The sequence below is a fragment of the Alcanivorax sp. genome (genome assembly GCF_019431375.1).
Classification (GTDB): domain Bacteria; phylum Pseudomonadota; class Gammaproteobacteria; order Pseudomonadales; family Alcanivoracaceae; genus Alcanivorax; species Alcanivorax jadensis_A.
Genome location: NZ_CP080267.1, coordinates 249,587 through 266,500 on the forward strand (window position 1 = coordinate 249,587; position 16,914 = coordinate 266,500).

Here is a 16,914-nt window from a genome sequence, read left to right on the forward strand (position 1 = left end):
ACTGTTCACTGCATTTCAACCATGATCGTCAGCACCCCGCTGTGGACACCGGAGGCGGTGGCGGCGCTCATGTCGTTGGCGAGTACGTCCACGCTGACGGTGGCGTTGTTGCTGGCGCCACCGTTGCATTGTGGGTCGCCGCTGCGGCTGTTGCCCATGCCGGCCAGCGGGATGCCAGCGGTGGCGCTCTGGGGGCCGTTGCCGTCGTTCCAGCTCACCGAGTAGGGGACACTACTGCCAGCAGAAATCAGCTCAAAGGCGCCGCCGGTGCCGCTGCCGGTGAGGGTGACGGCGTACTGGCCACCGTTGGCCTGATAGACGCACAGCGTGTCGGAGCGTGAGATGTTGTTGCTGCCATCAAAGGTGCCCAGGGCAATGTCATCAATCTGGGTTACCTGAATGGAGTTGGGAATGGTGATTTCCACGCTGACGGTGAAGTTGGCGGGCGACTTGCCCCTGCCGGAATTGGCGGCAGTGAAATTGAATTGACTGCTGTAGACGCCAGGCGGGACCGACTGGATATCTGTGCCGTTGGCATGCACTTTCAGGCTGGCGTTATTACCGCCTGGGCATTGGCGTACTGCACCAGTGAAAACTTCAGCGGTGGAGAGATTCGGTTGCAAGGTGATTTCCTGGCCATTGACCAGGTCGCCCCAGGCCAGCGTGACCGGGATGCTGTCTGCGCCGGACACCAGCTCAAATGGGCCCTGGGCTTCGACGGCGTAATTAATCGGGGTATTACCCTGCGGGCTGGGTTCCTGCACGGAGCTGACGCACAGCGCAAAGCTGTGATTCAGATCGCCCCCGTTCCAGGTATGGGTGGTGGTAAAGGCATTTGGATCGGTGCGGATGTGGGCCTGAGCATTTGCCGTTAACCAAACCAGCAAGCTGCTTGCGATAATACGCAACCACATAGGACTCTCGTTATCGGGAAAGTGAGCACTATAGCAGATGGGCCGGGATTGTCCGGCCCATCTGTATGATGCTTATTCCGCGGTGATGATCACGGTAAGGGTGTCGGTGTGATCGGTAGCGGAGGTGGCTTCGCCCACCTGGTTTTCGGTAGCGCTGACGCCCAGGGCTACATTGGGGCCAGAGGTCTGGCAGTTGGCTTCGGTGGTGTTGCTGCTGGTCAGACTGGTTACGGCGGTGTCTTCGGTAAGCGGAGTCCCGTCCCAGGTCACGGAATAATTGACCACACTGGTGCCACCGTCGCTGAGAGTGAAATCACCAGCAGTACCGGCACCGTTGGCGTCATTGCTGCTCTGCGCCACAACGCCATAGCCGCCAGCCAGGTTACGGTACACGCAGACATTGTCGCTGGTGGTAAACCCATTACCCTGGTTGATAGTCATGTCATTCATGTCGCTGATCTTGATCAGGTCCGGCACATTCAAAGTGATGACAGCGCTGCCGGTGGAAGACGCGCCAGCGCCGGCGCCCATGCTGCCATCGGTGGCAGCCATGGCCAGGCCAGAGGCAAGGAGAGTGCTGGAGAAGATAGCCGGTACAAAGGATTTCATATTCATGGTTGTCGTTCCTTTAAGCTGGTAAGCAAGTGAGCTAAGCAAGCCTGGACATCCCCAATTGCGCCTCAGGCCCTAATTGAAAGCGATACTGCCATGTGTTCAGTAAAATGTGATCTGCATCTCGTTACTTATGCGATGGGCGGTGTTTCCCCTTTGCTGATTCGCGTTCAGTAAAGCAATTTGACCGATTTCAACGATTTAGCACTCACAAAACCGGATGGCTTTGCTAAAGTGCGGGTCAGATTACCGATGCAGTAAGGGGGCAGCTTGGATAACGAGTCCATCGTTTATGGGTGTATCAAACATCTGCCGTTCGGCACTTTGCAGGAGCGCAAGACCCACTGTTTCCATAACCGCCGGGCCGTCCGCCAGCTTCCCCAGGCCGATGAATGGCCCTTTTTGTGCCGGGAAATGTTCTCGGTACCTGGCGATGACCTGATGGGCGGTACCTTCCAGACCCAGGTGATCCATTTCGGCATGTCCTATCGGGCGGTGGAGTACGAGTGGGAACACTGGATTGCCAAGTTCGAATCCCTGCTCAAGAACATGTACTGGGTAAATGCGGTGGTGCACCTGGAAACCGAGCTGTCCGGCTTTCATACCTTTGTCTGGGACAGCGCGGAAGTGTGCCACGAACCTTCCGAAGCGCCGTTGAGAGTGCGGTGTGAGTGGGCGCGGGAGGGGGCGATTTCGTAGGTAATTAATAGTTAATAATGAATAATTAATAGCTGCGCGAGCAGTGATTGCCGTAGTCATAATGCAATGAGGCCGCGCCCAAACTCTGTACGCGGCCTCTGCGTTTCAAAACCTGAAAACCCGTCTCGCGACGTTATTAATTATTCATTATTAACTATTCATTGCCTCTTCCGCCTGTTCCTTCCCCATCACCGACACGCTCTCCGTCACCTCATCGAATACCACAAACGCGTCCTCTCTCTTCAGCTGATTGCGGACCTGCTCCACCTTGGTGGCGGTGGGGATTTCCTGATTGCCGTAATCGGTGCCGTCACGGGTAACGAATTCCTCGATCAGGTTGGTGAGGGTTTCCGGGGGCAGGTCCTTCCAGGGGACGATGATGGGCATAAGGCTCCATTGTGGTAATGAGATCGATCCGTAGGAGCGTCGCTGGCGGCGCGATCACCAAACGTCGAAGGAAAAGGCATTTACCACAGAGGGCACAGAGCACACAGAGGTAAAACAGGTTTTCTCGGTGATCTCTGTGCCCTCTGTGGTGAAAATGCTTTTGATCCTGGCTTGGTGATCGCGCCGCTAGCGACGCTCCTACATTTAAGGGTGTTTACATCACCAGCAGCTGAATACTGGCACCCAGTATCACCAGCCAGGAGGTCACCACGCCCAGCTGGCGAGCCAGGTTGGCGCTGCTGCGGGGGATCAGCATGCCGTAGCTGTAGAGGGCACGGCCGCCTACCAGCAGGATGCCGTAAATGTGCAGGGCGGTACTGCCGCCGCCGTTGATTTCCAGCAGGGCCATGAGGATCAGTGCCAGGGGGATGTATTCGATAGTGTTACCGTGAGCCCGGATGGCCCGACTTACGTCCTTGTGGCCACCATCACCCAGAGAGACTTTCTTGGCCAGACGAAGACGCACCACGTTGGCGGCCAGGGCGATGATCAGGAAGCCGCTGAGGGCGGCGTAGAGGGCGGTAATCGGCAAGCTGACTAATGTCATGGCATCCACTCAGGTTGTTTTTTGCGTTTGCGGACAATAAACCGGGCCGGGGCCAGGGCGTCAATCATTTCCTGGTCCGTTGGCATAGGCTGGCCACAGATCATGTCGGCGATCAGCTCCGCACACAAGGGGGTACCGGTAATGCCGCGGCTGCCGTGGGCTACATTCAGATAGAGCCCTTGTGCCGGACGGTGAGGAATGTCGGTGGCGACGGGCAGCGGGCCGCACAGGGGCAGGAAGTCGATGCTCTGGCACCGGAATGCCACCCGCCGGTCGACGATCTGAATATCCTCACCACCCAGCTCCTGCCAGAAGTTGGGGAGATAGTGCTTCAACTGAGCCAGATTTTCCGCATCGTCGCTGTCGGTGGCGTGGCGGTGATCTTCATGGAGCTTGAAGGTGGCCCCGACGCAGTGCAGGCCGTCCAGGGCCGGGGTCAGGTAACCGCCGTGACATTGTGCCTGCTGCCAGCGCCGGGAGGCTTCCGTGGCCTGACAATAGCTCACCTGACCGCGGATGTGTTTGAGCGGCAACCAGCCGAGACCGGGCAGGGACTGGCTCTGGCCGGCGGTACACAGGACAACCGCGTCGGCGCTGAGCATTTCGCCGTCCTGCAGGGTCACCTGGGCCGGAGCGCCTTCTTCAATGGATGTTACCCGGGCGGGCAATTGGCTGATGGCTGGGTGGTCCAGCAGAAGCTGGCACCAGCGGGCCGGGCGCAGGTAGCCGCCGCCAAGCAGTTGCACCGCGTTGTCGCCGTAGGGCTGGAGCAGTTCCGGTGGCCAGGCGCCGGTTGCCATGGCCTGCTCCAGTTTGTCTTGCTGGCGCTCGTCCACGTAGTGCTGGATCACGCCGTTGAGATTGCCGTCTTGAGGCTGTGCGGGAAACTTGAAGCGACGCAGCCAGCGCAAGGCATGCCCGTAGCTTTGCTGATAGAAACGGTTCTGGGGAGTGAGGTGGGCACTGGGAGTGCTGTAGACCACCCCGGCCAGGTTGCCGGATGCATGGCTGGCGGTGCCGTCTGGATCCACCACGGTCACCCGGCAGCCCCGCTCGGCCAGGGCCCTGGCCGTGGTGGCGCCGGCCAGCCCGGCACCAACCACCAGGATATGTCCCGCAGCCATGGCGGGCCGGATTTCCCCGCCGTCGATCTGGCCAACCAGCATGTGCCGCTTGTGACCGAAGCCGTCGCGTTTGTGCATGGCAAAGCCGGCCTCCGCGAGCCCGCGGCGGACAAAGCCGGCGGCGGTAAAGGTGGCCAGGGTGGTGCCGGGCCGACTCAGTCTGGCCAGCTGGGCGAACAGATCCGGGTGCCACATGTCCGGGTTGCGGGCTGGGGCAAAGCCGTCCAGAAACCAGGCATCCACCGGGTGGTGGAACTGGGGCCACAGGGATAGGGCGTCGCCCTGGAGCAGAGTCAGCTGTACACGGGGGTGCAGCTGGAGGCGGTGGAAGCCGGGAGCCGGAGCCGGGTACTCTGCCAGTAGCCTTTCCGCCAGAGAGCTCAGGGCAGGCCAGTAGGCCAGGGCCTTGGCCAGATCTGCCTTTCGCAATAGATGCTTTTCCACGGAGACCAGGTGCAGACGGGCAAGGTTTGGGGCGTGTTCCAGAAACTGCTGGGCGGCCAGCAGGCAATTCAGGCCAGTACCAAAGCCTGTTTCACCGATAACGAAATTACCACCGGCGGGCAGTGCGCGAAAGCGCTCCGGCAACCGGTTGCCCTGCACAAAGACGTAATCACTTTCCGCCATGCCGTCCTGACGGGAGAAATAGGGGTCGTCAAAGTCCACTGCTACCGGGGTGCTCTCATGCCAGTCAACGGTGGCTGGCTGGATGGGTGAGAAGGTTGGGTTTGTCATGGTTGCAGACCGCAAGCTACAAGTTACAAGCTACAACGCGAATCCTGGTTTGTCTGTGTTGCAACACTGGCGTCGCGTCCAGAGTTTCGGCGTGGCTTGTCGTATTCAAAAAAGACAGGACCTCATCCAGTCCAGAATCGCGGGCAGAGAGTAATTGTTCTGCCTGGCGTTTATCCGCGTTGTAGCTTGTAGCTTGAGGCTTGTCGCTGTCTTTCTGTGCCGCCTTGAACTCGGCCAGCGCCCGCTTGCTGTGCTGTAACAGCCAGAGGGTGTTTTGCTGGTAGCTGGCATTCTTGATACGGATATAGACGCCATCAATCAGCGTGACCAGCAGGGACTGGTTCTGGATTGGGCGTCCCTTCTCCACCCAGCGCATTTGTGCCTGGGCGGAGGGGTGGCCCTCCAGATCCAGCAGGGTTTCGCTGACAAATGGGCCAGGGCCTTGGCCAGATCTGCCTTTCGCAATAGATGCTTTTCCACTGAGACCAGGTGCAGACGGGCAAGGTTTGGGGCGTGTTCCAGAAACTGCTGGGCGGCCAGCAGGCAATTCAGGCCAGTACCAAAGCCTGTTTCACCGATAACGAAATTACCACCGGCGGGCAGTGCGCGAAAGCGCTCCGGCAACCGGTTGCCCTGCACAAAGACGTAATCACTTTCCGCCATGCCGTCCTGACGGGAGAAATAGGGGTCGTCAAAGTCCACTGCTACCGGGGTGCTCTCATGCCAGTCAACGGTGGCTGGCTGGATGGGTGAGAAGGTTGGGTTTGTCATGGTTGCAGACCGCAAGCTACAAGTTACAAGCTACAACGCGAATCCTGGTTTGTCTGTGTTGCAACACTGGCGTCGCGTCCAGAGTTTCGGCGTGGCTTGTCGTATTCAAAAAAGACAGGACCTCATCCAGTCCAGAATCGCGGGCAGAGAGTAATTGTTCTGCCTGGCGTTTATCCGCGTTGTAGCTTGTAGCTTGAGGCTTGTCGCTGTCTTTCTGTGCCGCCTTGAACTCGGCCAGCGCCCGCTTGCTGTGCTGTAACAGCCAGAGGGTGTTTTGCTGGTAGCTGGCATTCTTGATACGGATATAGACGCCATCAATCAGCGTGACCAGCAGGGACTGGTTCTGGATTGGGCGTCCCTTCTCCACCCAGCGCATTTGTGCCTGGGCGGAGGGGTGGCCCTCCAGATCCAGCAGGGTTTCGCTGACAATGGTTAGGGCGTTTGCGCTGTCTTGCAGAGCCTGGTTTACCCGCCTTTGTCGTAGCTCGCCGTAATAACTGGCAACGGCACGCTCTGCGGGCATGTTATCCCAGCCAGCGGGCAGACCGGTGACTGTCAGTGATAGCTGTTCTTTTTTATCGTCGCTCCGATAGTGCAGGGTGCGACCCCGTTCGGAGCTGATTTCTCCCTCCAGATTCAGCCCGGCCAGTTGCTGGGGAACCTGGAAGCTGGACAGATCTATTGCCTGCGCGCTTGGGGCTACCGGTCGGCTTTGTTCGCTGCTGATCCCTGTGTTTATCTTGCGCAGCTTCTGGGCAGCAGGGGGCGTGTCGTTACTGGGCTGCGTGCTGCAGGAAATCAGGCCCAACAAGGCGATCAGCGGCAAGAGATAGCAAACTTTTACATTCATTGTCGGTTTCATGAGGCAAGGTGTTCCGGGTTTCCCTGATGTGACGGCGACTTTCTGGTGGCACAATACAAGATACCCCGTGAGAATACCCTTTATAGGGAAAGGCGGATGGAAAAACCATCACATAACGGTATGCGCACCGGCGTTGCTATGGCACTGCTGTTTGCCATTATTACTGTTCCCTTTGTCATTGCATCTTTCCTGATTATTCAGCACCGCCTGGACCTGCTGGCAGGTTACAAGACCATGCAGGGTGATCTCAGGCTCTTCGAAAGTGGCCTTGTTGCATTCTCGCCCCTGGATGACATGCGTGACCTGGCACCAGTGATGATCCATACCCAGCATCCGGAGATCGTGTCCCGCTTTGGACTCAGTGAGGCGCGGGCCGACAGTCGGTTGCAGGCCTTTCTGGAAAGGGTGCGCGAGCGGGATATTCCCGGCCTTAATGATCAGGCGGGGCTGCTGAGTGAAACCTGGTCTGGACTGACGGTGAAAACCGGGATTCCCCTGGAAGATGTGGCGGGTCCTTACGATAACGTCAATCGCATCGCCCAACGTCTGGCCAATGCCCTTTCCTCGGTGCTGATTGCTTCGGATATGTCAGTGGGGGAGGGCCTGGAACCCAATGAAGTGCTGTCCTTGACCCTGGGGTCGTTTCGGCAGGCGCAGAACGACATTGGCTTGATCCGTGCTCTGGCGCTTTATGTCAGCCAGCGCGGGGGCTACCTGGGGGACAATGATGCTCGCCGGCTTGAAAATGCCTGGCAGCGGCTTCAGCAGCAACTTTCAATTATCGACAGCGAGATCAAGGCGCTGTCTGCAAGAACCGGTGCCATTGAGTTGCAACAGCAATGGCGATTGGTCAAGAACGAACTGCAGCGGTTTCTGCTGTGGTCCGAGCAGGAGCTGATTCTGGCGCCCCGGATCCAGGTAAGCTGGGAGCAGGCCTATGATCGCAGTCGCAATGCCATGCAATCCCTGGAAGGATTGTCAGAAAGCCTGGTAGAGCTGTCGGTTCAGCTAGTGGACCATACTCGCCAGGAAAAGCTGCGAGGCACCATTTTTCTGATGTTGGCGGTACTGTTGCTGTATGCCCTGGTGCTGGGGTTGGCACTGCTGGTCTATCGCTCTAATTCCCGCGCCATCAGCGCCCGGGCTGAAAGCCTGGCCAAAGGCCAGTTCCTGGCTCGAATGAGCCATGAAATCCGCACACCTCTCAATGGCGTGATCGGTTTGGCGGAGCTGTTACGTGAAACCGATCCCAGCCCACGGCAGCAGGAATATATCAGCCTGATCGACAGTGCCGGGCGCACACTGACCGCGCTAATCAACGATGTACTGGATTTCGCCAAGATTGAGGCCGGTAAATTGCAGCTGGTGGAGGAGGTATTTGACCTGCCTCTGCTGATGGCTGAATGCGCACAGATGTTCAACTTGCCTGCCAGTGATAACGGCACTCTGGTGCTGCTCGACATGGACAGCAATACCCCTTCACGGTTGGTGGGTGATCCAACCCGGCTGCGTCAGGTGTTGATCAATCTGTTGGGCAATGCGGTCAAATTCACCCGCAATGGCAGGGTGGTGCTGTCTCTTTCCTACCGTCAGGTCAGCAATGAACTGCCCCTCTTCAGCTTTGCCGTGACCGACACCGGTATCGGTTTGAGTCAGGAAGAGCAGGCGAGATTGTTTCAGCATTTTGCCCAGGCCTCGGCGGATACGGCTAAACGTTTCGGTGGCACGGGCCTGGGGCTGTCCATCAGCCGGGAGCTGGTGGCGCTGATGGGGGGAGATATCCATGTGGAAAGTGCTCCTGGCAAGGGCGCCCGGTTCAGTTTCAGTATTCAGATGTCGGCGGACAGTGAAGAAGTCCCCACTGTGGAGCAGGAGGCGCCACCGGCTTGGCTGTGGGATGTGCAAGGGAATCTGGCTGACTGGATGCAAGCCGATCCGCGGTTCAAAGCGGTGCACCGGGTCAGCAATAGCTCGCAGTTGGCCTCACTGGGCTCGCTGGAAGGAGCCAGTGTGCTGTTGATCAATGGTATGCCAGACCGGGAGTTGCTAGAGGAAACCGTGCAATTGGTGCGGATCAGTCAGGTGCCGCTGCAGATTCTGTTACTGACCGGGATGCGCAGTGAGGCCCCTGACTGGTTGCCCCAGCAGGTGCAATTGTTGCGTCGCTCGGTACTCACTGTGAACGAACTTAAACAGTTGCTGGGCAGGCAGGCGCCCAGCAGTATTCCCATCATCTCCCAGGTTGAAGGGGAGGAGGCTGTTGCAGCATTGCGTGTGCTGGTAGTCGAAGACAACCCGGTCAATCAGATGGTCACCAAGTTCAGCATTTTGCCCAGGCCTCGGCGGATACGGCTAAACGTTTCGGTGGCACGGGCCTGGGGCTGTCCATCAGCCGGGAGCTGGTGGCGCTGATGGGGAGATATCCATGTGGAAAGTGCTCCTGGCAAGGGCGCCCGGTTCAGTTTCAGTATTCAGATGTCGGCGGACAGTGAAGAAGTCCCCACTGTGGAGCAGGAGGCGCCACCGGCTTGGCTGTGGGATGTGCAAGGGAATCTGGCTGACTGGATGCAAGCCGATCCGCGGTTCAAAGCGGTGCACCGGGTCAGCAATAGCTCGCAGTTGGCCTCACTGGGCTCGCTGGAAGGAGCCAGTGTGCTGTTGATCAATGGTATGCCAGACCGGGAGTTGCTAGAGGAAACCGTGCAATTGGTGCGGATCAGTCAGGTGCCGCTGCAGATTCTGTTACTGACCGGGATGCGCAGTGAGGCCCCTGACTGGTTGCCCCAGCAGGTGCAATTGTTGCGTCGCTCGGTACTCACTGTGAACGAACTTAAACAGTTGCTGGGCAGGCAGGCGCCCAGCAGTATTCCCATCATCTCCCAGGTTGAAGGGGAGGAGGCTGTTGCAGCATTGCGTGTGCTGGTAGTCGAAGACAACCCGGTCAATCAGATGGTCACCAAGGGGTATCTGGAGCGACTTGGCATCAGCCGGATTGATATTGCCGAGGATGGTGCCCGTGCGCTGGAGATGTTCCGGGAGGCGGCGGGTGGCTATGACCTGGTGCTGATGGATCTGGATATGCCCGTGATGGATGGATTTACCAGTGCCGGGCGAATGCGTGATAGTGAGGAGCGTGAACAATGGCCCCCTTGCCAGATCCTGGCGTTGAGTGCCCACGCGGTTTCTGAGCTGGGAGGGCGGGTAACACGTTCAGGCATGAACGGGCAACTTATCAAGCCGCTTTCGCTCACCGCTATGCGTGATGCCATTTCTCAGTACCTGAAGATCAGGGCATAAGGTACTCGAGAAAATCCTGGAAGGGGAGAGGCATCAAGGGTGCCAGCGCCAGTAGTAACCCCAGTATGACAAGCACCAGCAACTCCAGGCGCCATGCCCTGTGGTGTTGCCAACCATGAACGCACAGGCCGATGGCCGTCAGAGCCACGCCGAAGTGAAAGCTGGCCATGCTTATCAGTTGCCACTGCACATCATGCAGGGCAAGAGCCAATCCACAGAGAATCAGACATAAGGCGCCGCCGGTCAGGGCACTGACGGGGCCATGCTTGCGAAAAGCGGTCATATAGATATCTCCAGTCGCGCTAGTGATCTTGCTTGAAAGCCTAAGCAATAGTTATGCCTGTTTGAGGTTAGGAGTCTAGGAAGGATTGATGACTGCCGTATGAAGGAGAAATATTGCATTTCGTCATTTTTTCGCCATCTTTATGTATGATTATTGTTAGATTGTATAATGTTTAATTCGTATAATTCGACTCCGACAATTGTGTTCTCGGGTTTTGGGATAGAGGGATCCTTCATGCGTTATCTGTCTTTTGTCCTGTTTGCTGCCATGGTGCTGCCGGTTCATGCACAAATCAGTACCGGTATGAGCGAGCGGTTGTGCCTGGCGGCGAGCCAGGAGAGCGCTTTCGGTGCACTGGTCGATGATCTGATTGAAAGCGATGAGCTGGCGCTGACCTCCGGTGAGCAAGTGCTCTCATTATCCTGTCAGGATGGTAGTAGCGTGCTGGAAAAGATGGTGCTGACTCGCCAGGCAGAGAATCTGGAGTACGCCGTGATTGACCTGGGCCTGAATCTGACCGCCTCCCGGGTGGCTCTCCATGGGCAGACCTTGCCACTGAAAGAAGCACTCAGGCGCCTTGGCGAGCAGGGTGATAGCGACGTTCAGGATTTTGTGCAGGGGTATTTGAGCGATCTGGCAGACGAAGACTTCAACCCCAACCTGCGCGTCAGCCTTAAGTAAGCAAAACAATGGACGGCTGGCTCTCGCTGCCGGCCGTCAGCCGTCGTCCCCATTTCTACCCGCCGGTATCACCCGCTATAATTCGCCCCGCATTGTGATACCGGAACCCCTATGTCTGATCAGCAGGACCGCATTTACGCCACTGCCCACCAGCAGGTGACCCGTTTCTCGTTCGATGACACCGTAGTGCGTGTCTTCCCGGACATGATTCGCCGTTCAGTGCCGGGCTATCCCACCATTATTGACATGATCGGGGTGCTGGCGGCTCGTTACGCCCAGCCGGATACCTGCCTCTATGATCTGGGCTGTTCACTGGGCGCCGCAACCACGGCCATGGCGGCTTTGACCGCCGGCCAGGGCAACCGGCTGATTGCCGTGGACAATTCCGCGGCCATGATCCGCCAAGCCCATACCCTCATTGAGGAAACTGGACAAAGCGAGCGTGTCACTCTGCTGGAAGGGGATGTGGCGAGCATGGACTTTGAGGTGTGCTCCATGGCGGTGCTCAATTTCACTTTGCAGTTTATTGCCCCGGACAAACGCGATGCCCTGATTCAGCGCCTTGCTGACGCCACCGTGCCCGGCGGCATTCTGGTGCTGTCGGAAAAAATCCGCTTTGCGGACGATGGGGAGAATACCCTGCAGACCGAGCTGCATCATGCCTTCAAGCGCAACAACGGCTATTCGGATCTGGAGATCAGCCAGAAGCGAACTGCACTGGAGAACGTGCTGATACCGGAAACCCTGGCCGATCATGAGGCACGCCTGCGCCAGGCCGGTTATCGGGAAATTCATGTCTGGTTCCGCTGCTTCAATTTCATCTCTTTGCTGGCGGTACGCTGATGTTGAAAGACTATCTGCAGCAGTGCGAAACCGCGTTGCGGGAACTCTATGCCCAGCCCGAGCGGGATGCGTTGATGGCGCTGTGCCGTGAGCGGCTGCTGGACAAGCCCCATGGTGATTTGCCTCGCTGGCTGGCGGCGCTTACCGCATTACCCGAAGGGCCGGCAGACTGTGATTTTGCGTCGGACACCCTGCGCATCGGCAAGCCCGGTGACGTCGACCGGCTAGACGTGAAAGCGGCCCTGGAGGGCCTGATTCCCTGGCGAAAGGGGCCCTTCGATTTCTTCGGTGTGCACATTGATACCGAGTGGCATTCCGACTGGAAATGGCAGCGCGTCGCGCCGCATTTGTCTCCCTTGACCGGGCGTAGGGTGCTGGATGTGGGCTGTGGCAGTGGCTACCACTGCTGGCGTATGGCGGCTGCCGGTGCTGAGCAGGTGGTGGGTATTGATCCGACCATCCTGTTTCTGGTGCAGTACCTGGCCGTGCGCCGCTTTGCGCCCGCCACCCCGGTCTGGTTTCTACCGCTGCGCATGGAAGAGCTGCCGGCACAGACAGAGAATTTCGATACGGTGTTCTCCATGGGCGTGCTCTACCACCGCCGCTCCCCGCTGGATCACCTGCTGGAACTGAAAGCGGTGCTGAGCGAAGGGGGAGAGCTGGTGCTGGAAACCCTGGTGGTGGAAGGCGACGCCCAGACCATGCTGATGCCTGAAGACCGCTATGCGGCCATGCGCAATGTGTTCTTTCTGCCCTCCGTGGCCATGCTCGAACGCTGGCTGCAGCGCTGCGGATTTGTGGATATTCGCTGTGTGGATGAAAGCAATACAACGGTGGAGGAGCAGCGGGCCACTGACTGGATGCGGTTCCAGTCGTTACCGGATTTTCTGGACGCGGATGACCCGACGCTGACCCGGGAAGGCTACCCTGCTCCGCGGCGGGCAGTACTTATTGCCCGCAAGCCCTGACTTCGGGCGGGGTGTTCTGCTGGAAATCAGATTTCACCACAGCGGGGTAGAGGGTTTTCTGAGACATTACTGATACGGGGGTAATCGCAGCGTGCCGTAATGCTCACATCGCCCGAGCCTGAGTTGAGACTTCCAGCAACTGATCTACCAGCTTTAGCCGCAGTTGCTCATCCAGCACTGACAGGGCAGGGGACAATACTCCTCCATGAGCGAGGCCTGATTTGTGCCATTGGCCAGCTCGAGCAGTTCCCGGGACAGCCGGTCGTGTGTCCTGGGGCTGCATTGCAGGGCGTCCAGTTGTTTGCGCGCCGGTTCGGTCAATGATATTGCAGCGGTGTCTTTAGTGTCTTTCAGAGTATTGAAGGCGCGGTTCAGCAACTGCACCACACCTTCTTCTTCCCGCGCGCTGACACAGTGCACGCCAATGCGTGCTGGCATGGAAATGCAGAACTCATCGAGCTCGAATTCCTGGCTGCTGAGCCACTGTTGCAGCCGTTGCGCCATTGCCAGGGCGCCGTCCACGGGGGTGACAGGCAAGATCATGAACAAAGACTGCCCTGACTGGTAGCTCAAGAGCCCGTCTTCACAACGCTTGATGGCATGCAATTGATGCAGCACGTTGGCAAGAAGGCGTTCAATTCGTTGGGCGCCGATATCGGCTTTAATGGATTGTAGCTCCTGGAACTGGACTGCGAGGACGCTGAGAGGCTGCTGATGTCGCCGGCAGAGAGACATCGCCTGGTCAATCATTTGCTGGCTATGGCTGCTTGCACGGCTGATGGTTGTCACGGCAGTCATTGGGTACCTCGGAGCCACACATTAAGATGAAGTTCCTTTCTTGGGAGCGTGAATCAGCTCTTAACTGTGGGCATCCTTTCCCGTGTATTTCACTGTAATGATTTCCCACGGGGTGGGCATCGGGCGCATACTTTATTTAACAACAATGTCTGGCTCTGTTACCGAAAATGTTTGTTTATCAGCCAATTAGAGCGGACAAGTAACGAGGAAGTGAAAACATGTCCATGATCTGGGTAATTGCAACGGCCGTGCTGAGCTCGGCCATGACTCTGGCTGTGGTGGCGCTGTGGGGGCACTTCTACTTCCAGCCCCGGTTGCGTGACAGTATGCAAAAAGAGCTGGATGAGCAGGTAGAAAAGGCGGCTCAGGTGCTTTCGTCACGGGTGGAAGAAGGAGTGCGCCGCGGTCTTGTGGACGGTGTCCGCAATCTGGATACCCGGGAAGTGCTTGAAGGTGCCAGCCGCAGCCTGGCCCGTTCCAGCGCGGAGCTGGTCGGTGAGCGTCTGGGGCAGATTTTTGGCGCACCCAGAAAGAATAAATAAGCTACAAGCTACACTTGTGGGATAGGAAAAGGGTGGAGCCTTCCTCGGAACTCGACCGCGGGACGATCAGGAATAACTGAGCTCGACGGGTTCAGAAAGATGGCGGATAGATTGATCTCTATACCCTCGCTACGCTCGGTTCGCGGCTCGAGCGCCGCTCCTGCAGAGAGGGGCGCTCGGCGCTACAGCCTGTCCCTGGTTGGCAGCAGTCGCGCAAGCAGGAAGGCAATACCGAGGCTGAGCATGGCAAGGGAAAGCACATCCTGCTGCAATGCTTGCCAGGTGGTTTCCCACAGGGTGGAGGCTTTCAATAGCGACAGCAGAATAAGCAGGGTACCGGTGAGGGTGAAGAACTGGTCCAGTTTGCGGGCTCGTCGCAATTCTCCGCGCAGGTGACGCAGCTCCTCAAGGATGTCTTCCTGAATCAATTGCTGACGAGCCACCTGTTCTGCCAGTTCTCCGACCTGCTGAGGCAAGGTGGCCAGCTTCTCCAGCCACACCGGGTCTTCACGGCGCAGCAGGTCGAGCAGCTCCTTGAGCCGGACATGGTCGTCGAGCCAGTTGCGAACCAGCGGCCACAGGCTGAAATTCTCTACCAGCTCGGTGAGCTGGGCGATTTGCCGTTCGCTGCCGGTGACACGCAGTGACTCGTGGTCAGTCAGTGGCTCGCTGGCAAACAGCCAGTGCACCATGGCTCCCAGAGGGCCCCGGACACGGATATCCACGTTGCCTTCGTAGTCGGTCAGCAGCTCCACGCCATCTTCATAGATCAGCACATAGAGAACCCAGAGCGGGCGCTCAGCACGAATCCGCACGACAGTGCCGTGCAGGGCGGCTAACCTGTCGCGGCCGGGCTGGTTGCCTGTGAGCGCCTGATTGAGTGCGCTCTCCAAACCACCGAGCACAATCAGCTGGGGAAAACTACCGGTCTGAGGCATAAATGACGGAAAATCCTGTCCTGAAATGGGGCCGTGTTGTCGTTTCCGGTCCCGATTTGTTGCCAAAAATTACGTTATCTTGCTTATATTTAGAGTGCCAGCTACCTATACTAGGGACTTTTATAATAAAGGGCACCTCCCATGATAGGTTGCTGCCTTCAAACGACATTGGCTTTTTAGACCGGGATTGGCGAAAGCGGGATATGTTTGTCTTGGCACTGTCGCGTTACAGTGCATAAGCCCTTGGAGGGGAGTTGTTTTTCAATGCTGGAATCATTGCTTTCGTACCCGGACTTCTGGAAGTACGTCAGTATACCTTTCATCGCCGGTGCCGTGGGGTGGATCACCAACTGGATGGCCGTCAAAATGACGTTCTATCCGCTGGAATTCATTGGTATTCGGCCTGTTTTCGGCTGGCAGGGGATCATCCCTTCCAAGGTCGAAAAGATGGCAGGTATAGTGGTCGACAAGGCCCTTTCAAAACTGGGCAGTCTGGACGAGTTCTTTCGCGAGATGGAGCCGGAAAAGATATCCGCCCACCTCACCCGCACCATCCAGCTACGTATTGAAGAGTACACCGATGAGGTGATGACCGAGCGCAATGCTGTGCTCTGGGAGAATCTGCCCCTGTTGGTGCGAAAGCGTGTCTACGCCCGCGCACGCCGGGCAATTCCAGCGGTCATGGACAATGTGGTTGATGACATCAGCCGCAATCTGGACAGCCTGGTGGACATGAAGCACATGGTCATCACCCAGATGAGTGAAGACAAAGCGCTCATGGTGCAGATGTTCCAGGAAGTGGGTGATCCTGAATTTCGTTTCATTACCAATTCCGGTTTCTACTTCGGTTTCCTGTTCGGCCTGATTCAGGTGCCAGTGTTCATTTTTGTACCGGAAAACTGGGTGTTGCCGTTCTTTGGGTTTATCGTCGGTATCGCCACTAACTGGCTGGCGCTGAACCTGATTTTTCGACCGCTCAATCCGGTAAAAATCGGCCCTTTCCGCATTCAGGGTCTGTTCCTTAAGCGACAGAAGGATGTGGCCGAATCCTTTGCCCGTCTGGCTACGGATGAAGTGATCACCCTGCGCAATATCATGTACCAGGTGGTCAATGGCCCCCGTGGAGATCGCACCAAGGCACTGATAAAGCGCCATCTCAAGCCGCTGCTCAATGGTGGTGTGGTGCGTACCGCTGCCCAGCTGACGGTGGGGCCGGAAGGTTATGCGGACCTCAAGAAGGCAGTGGAAGATAAAGCGGTGGATCTGGCCGTAGAGCCGTTTGAAGACCAGGGTTTTAATAAGGAACGGGGCCTGATTGTCGAGAAGCTCATGGCTGAACGTATGCAGGCCCTCAGCTCGGAAGAGTTTCAGGACCTCCTGCGGCCAGCTTTCCAGGAAGATGAGTGGATTCTGATCGTGGTGGGCGGCTTCCTCGGTGCTATGGCCGGGGTCGGACAGCTACTGTTCATGTTCGGAGCGGCCTGATGGAAACGCTGCAGATAGATATTGCCACCCTGGGGTGGCTGCTGTTTGCGGCGGCTGGAGCGTCCTCTCTACTGACCCTGATCCTGCAGGGGCTCATTGGCCACTTTTACCTGGGGCCGAAGATTGAACGCAAAGTGGATCGTCGTCTTGAAGAGGGCGCCAACCAGCTGGAAGAACGCCTGAGAAAGCGTATTGTGGATTTGCTTACTGGTCGCTCCCGGGAAGTGATTCGCAACAGCGCCCGGGATCTGGCTCGAGGCATGGGGCTGATCGGCAATCGGCGACCGGATGATGACGACCTGGGTGAATAATTGCCCGCTCTGATGAGAAATTGATCACATAATCTTTGATTGAATAATTGTCAGACA

General features: G+C 57.5%; 20 protein-coding genes. 9 read left to right on the top strand and 11 right to left on the bottom strand.

The features are described from left to right. Positions 1–5: 5 nt before the first annotated feature. Complete coding sequence (locus KZ772_RS01075) at positions 6–914, bottom strand: hypothetical protein (protein WP_290538068.1); 909 nt, start codon at positions 912–914, stop codon at positions 6–8. Between the two features lie 72 nt (positions 915–986). Continuing rightward, entirely contained in the window at positions 987–1,529 is a 543-nt protein-coding gene (locus KZ772_RS01080) for a hypothetical protein (RefSeq protein ID WP_290511209.1), read from the bottom strand. 267 nt (positions 1,530–1,796) lie between these two features. On the opposite strand from KZ772_RS01080, the gene KZ772_RS01085 reads away from it, so the two are divergent. Beyond that, complete coding sequence (locus KZ772_RS01085; RefSeq protein ID WP_290538069.1) at positions 1,797–2,225, top strand: hypothetical protein; 429 nt, start codon at positions 1,797–1,799, stop codon at positions 2,223–2,225. 150 nt (positions 2,226–2,375) lie between these two features. Here KZ772_RS01085 and KZ772_RS01090 read toward each other — a convergent pair whose 3' ends face one another. From KZ772_RS01090 to KZ772_RS01115, 6 genes are all read right to left on the bottom strand, one after another. Further along, positions 2,376–2,612 carry a YheU family protein gene (locus tag KZ772_RS01090; RefSeq protein ID WP_365870630.1) on the bottom strand — a complete coding sequence of 79 codons (237 nt, stop codon included), beginning with the start codon at positions 2,610–2,612 and terminating at the stop codon, positions 2,376–2,378. Between the two features lie 214 nt (positions 2,613–2,826). Beyond that, positions 2,827–3,219 (bottom strand): MAPEG family protein, encoded by a 393-nt coding sequence (locus KZ772_RS01095; RefSeq protein WP_290538070.1) that lies wholly within the window; start codon positions 3,217–3,219, stop codon positions 2,827–2,829. Next, entirely contained in the window at positions 3,216–5,078 is a 1,863-nt protein-coding gene (gene mnmC, locus KZ772_RS01100; protein ID WP_290538071.1) for a bifunctional tRNA (5-methylaminomethyl-2-thiouridine)(34)-methyltransferase MnmD/FAD-dependent 5-carboxymethylaminomethyl-2-thiouridine(34) oxidoreductase MnmC, read from the bottom strand. The genes KZ772_RS01095 and mnmC overlap by 4 nt, the downstream gene beginning before the upstream one ends. Positions 5,079–5,094: 16 nt before the next feature. Then, positions 5,095–5,445, bottom strand: coding sequence for a hypothetical protein (locus tag KZ772_RS01105; RefSeq protein ID WP_290538072.1), 351 nt, complete (start codon positions 5,443–5,445; stop codon positions 5,095–5,097). Then, complete coding sequence (locus tag KZ772_RS01110) at positions 5,397–5,849, bottom strand: hypothetical protein (protein WP_290538073.1); 453 nt, start codon at positions 5,847–5,849, stop codon at positions 5,397–5,399. The genes KZ772_RS01105 and KZ772_RS01110 overlap by 49 nt, the downstream gene beginning before the upstream one ends. A gap of 16 nt (positions 5,850–5,865) precedes the next feature. Next, complete coding sequence (locus KZ772_RS01115; protein WP_290538074.1) at positions 5,866–6,699, bottom strand: hypothetical protein; 834 nt, start codon at positions 6,697–6,699, stop codon at positions 5,866–5,868. 108 nt (positions 6,700–6,807) lie between these two features. Between KZ772_RS01115 and KZ772_RS01120 the strand changes: the two genes are divergently transcribed. After that, the gene (locus KZ772_RS01120; RefSeq protein WP_290538075.1) at positions 6,808–9,123 is read left to right on the top strand and encodes an ATP-binding protein; all 2,316 of its coding nucleotides are present in this window, start codon (positions 6,808–6,810) and stop codon (positions 9,121–9,123) included. A 15-nt stretch (positions 9,124–9,138) separates the two neighbouring features. Further along, entirely contained in the window at positions 9,139–10,008 is an 870-nt protein-coding gene (locus tag KZ772_RS01125) for a response regulator (protein WP_290538076.1), read from the top strand. On the opposite strand, the gene KZ772_RS01130 is transcribed toward KZ772_RS01125, so the two are convergent. Further along, positions 9,998–10,291 (bottom strand): hypothetical protein, encoded by a 294-nt coding sequence (locus KZ772_RS01130; protein ID WP_290508948.1) that lies wholly within the window; start codon positions 10,289–10,291, stop codon positions 9,998–10,000. The genes KZ772_RS01125 and KZ772_RS01130 overlap by 11 nt on opposite strands. A gap of 234 nt (positions 10,292–10,525) precedes the next feature. Between KZ772_RS01130 and KZ772_RS01135 the strand changes: the two genes are divergently transcribed. From KZ772_RS01135 to cmoB, 3 genes are all read left to right on the top strand, one after another. Further along, the gene (locus KZ772_RS01135) at positions 10,526–10,972 is read left to right on the top strand and encodes a hypothetical protein (RefSeq protein WP_290538077.1); all 447 of its coding nucleotides are present in this window, start codon (positions 10,526–10,528) and stop codon (positions 10,970–10,972) included. Between the two features lie 111 nt (positions 10,973–11,083). Beyond that, positions 11,084–11,815, top strand: a complete 732-nt coding sequence (gene cmoA, locus KZ772_RS01140; RefSeq protein WP_290508946.1) for a carboxy-S-adenosyl-L-methionine synthase CmoA — start codon at positions 11,084–11,086, stop codon at positions 11,813–11,815. Further along, positions 11,815–12,783, top strand: a complete 969-nt coding sequence (cmoB, locus tag KZ772_RS01145) for a tRNA 5-methoxyuridine(34)/uridine 5-oxyacetic acid(34) synthase CmoB (RefSeq protein WP_290538078.1) — start codon at positions 11,815–11,817, stop codon at positions 12,781–12,783. The genes cmoA and cmoB overlap by 1 nt, the downstream gene beginning before the upstream one ends. 153 nt (positions 12,784–12,936) lie before the next feature. Here the strand turns inward: cmoB and KZ772_RS01150 are convergent, their stop codons facing one another. After that, positions 12,937–13,581, bottom strand: coding sequence for a diguanylate cyclase (locus tag KZ772_RS01150; protein WP_290538079.1), 645 nt, complete (start codon positions 13,579–13,581; stop codon positions 12,937–12,939). A gap of 218 nt (positions 13,582–13,799) precedes the next feature. Here KZ772_RS01150 and KZ772_RS01155 point away from each other — a divergent pair, with 218 nt between their 5' ends. Next, positions 13,800–14,123, top strand: coding sequence for a hypothetical protein (locus KZ772_RS01155; RefSeq protein ID WP_290508943.1), 324 nt, complete (start codon positions 13,800–13,802; stop codon positions 14,121–14,123). Between the two features lie 182 nt (positions 14,124–14,305). Here the strand turns inward: KZ772_RS01155 and KZ772_RS01160 are convergent, their stop codons facing one another. Continuing rightward, on the bottom strand, positions 14,306–15,061 hold the full coding sequence (locus tag KZ772_RS01160; RefSeq protein WP_290508942.1) for a hypothetical protein: 756 nt from the start codon (positions 15,059–15,061) through the stop codon (positions 14,306–14,308). A 264-nt stretch (positions 15,062–15,325) separates the two neighbouring features. Here KZ772_RS01160 and KZ772_RS01165 point away from each other — a divergent pair, with 264 nt between their 5' ends. Together KZ772_RS01165 and KZ772_RS01170 are read left to right on the top strand one after the other, a co-directional pair. Beyond that, positions 15,326–16,546: a hypothetical protein gene (locus KZ772_RS01165; RefSeq protein ID WP_290538080.1), complete on the top strand. Its 1,221-nt coding sequence runs from the start codon at positions 15,326–15,328 to the stop codon at positions 16,544–16,546. Continuing rightward, positions 16,546–16,857 (top strand): hypothetical protein, encoded by a 312-nt coding sequence (locus KZ772_RS01170; RefSeq protein WP_290509063.1) that lies wholly within the window; start codon positions 16,546–16,548, stop codon positions 16,855–16,857. The genes KZ772_RS01165 and KZ772_RS01170 overlap by 1 nt, the downstream gene beginning before the upstream one ends. Positions 16,858–16,914: the final 57 nt, after the last annotated feature.

What these genes read in the sequence shown, in the direction of transcription:
- KZ772_RS01170 (WP_290509063.1), top strand. Translation starts at nt 16,546, where the DNA reads ATGGAAACGCTGCAGATAGATATTGCCACCCTGGGGTGGCTGCTGTTT.
- KZ772_RS01115 (WP_290538074.1), bottom strand. Translation starts at nt 6,699, where the DNA reads ATGAATGTAAAAGTTTGCTATCTCTTGCCGCTGATCGCCTTGTTGGGC.
- KZ772_RS01165 (WP_290538080.1), top strand. Translation starts at nt 15,326, where the DNA reads ATGCTGGAATCATTGCTTTCGTACCCGGACTTCTGGAAGTACGTCAGT.
- KZ772_RS01155 (WP_290508943.1), top strand. Translation starts at nt 13,800, where the DNA reads ATGTCCATGATCTGGGTAATTGCAACGGCCGTGCTGAGCTCGGCCATG.
- cmoB (WP_290538078.1), top strand. Translation starts at nt 11,815, where the DNA reads ATGTTGAAAGACTATCTGCAGCAGTGCGAAACCGCGTTGCGGGAACTC.
- mnmC (WP_290538071.1), bottom strand. Translation starts at nt 5,078, where the DNA reads ATGACAAACCCAACCTTCTCACCCATCCAGCCAGCCACCGTTGACTGG.
- KZ772_RS01095 (WP_290538070.1), bottom strand. Translation starts at nt 3,219, where the DNA reads ATGACATTAGTCAGCTTGCCGATTACCGCCCTCTACGCCGCCCTCAGC.
- KZ772_RS01075 (WP_290538068.1), bottom strand. Translation starts at nt 914, where the DNA reads ATGTGGTTGCGTATTATCGCAAGCAGCTTGCTGGTTTGGTTAACGGCA.
- KZ772_RS01160 (WP_290508942.1), bottom strand. Translation starts at nt 15,061, where the DNA reads ATGCCTCAGACCGGTAGTTTTCCCCAGCTGATTGTGCTCGGTGGTTTG.
- KZ772_RS01135 (WP_290538077.1), top strand. Translation starts at nt 10,526, where the DNA reads ATGCGTTATCTGTCTTTTGTCCTGTTTGCTGCCATGGTGCTGCCGGTT.
- KZ772_RS01130 (WP_290508948.1), bottom strand. Translation starts at nt 10,291, where the DNA reads ATGACCGCTTTTCGCAAGCATGGCCCCGTCAGTGCCCTGACCGGCGGC.
- KZ772_RS01120 (WP_290538075.1), top strand. Translation starts at nt 6,808, where the DNA reads ATGGAAAAACCATCACATAACGGTATGCGCACCGGCGTTGCTATGGCA.
- KZ772_RS01110 (WP_290538073.1), bottom strand. Translation starts at nt 5,849, where the DNA reads ATGACAAACCCAACCTTCTCACCCATCCAGCCAGCCACCGTTGACTGG.
- KZ772_RS01090 (WP_365870630.1), bottom strand. Translation starts at nt 2,612, where the DNA reads ATGCCCATCATCGTCCCCTGGAAGGACCTGCCCCCGGAAACCCTCACC.
- cmoA (WP_290508946.1), top strand. Translation starts at nt 11,084, where the DNA reads ATGTCTGATCAGCAGGACCGCATTTACGCCACTGCCCACCAGCAGGTG.
- KZ772_RS01150 (WP_290538079.1), bottom strand. Translation starts at nt 13,581, where the DNA reads ATGACTGCCGTGACAACCATCAGCCGTGCAAGCAGCCATAGCCAGCAA.
- KZ772_RS01080 (WP_290511209.1), bottom strand. Translation starts at nt 1,529, where the DNA reads ATGAATATGAAATCCTTTGTACCGGCTATCTTCTCCAGCACTCTCCTT.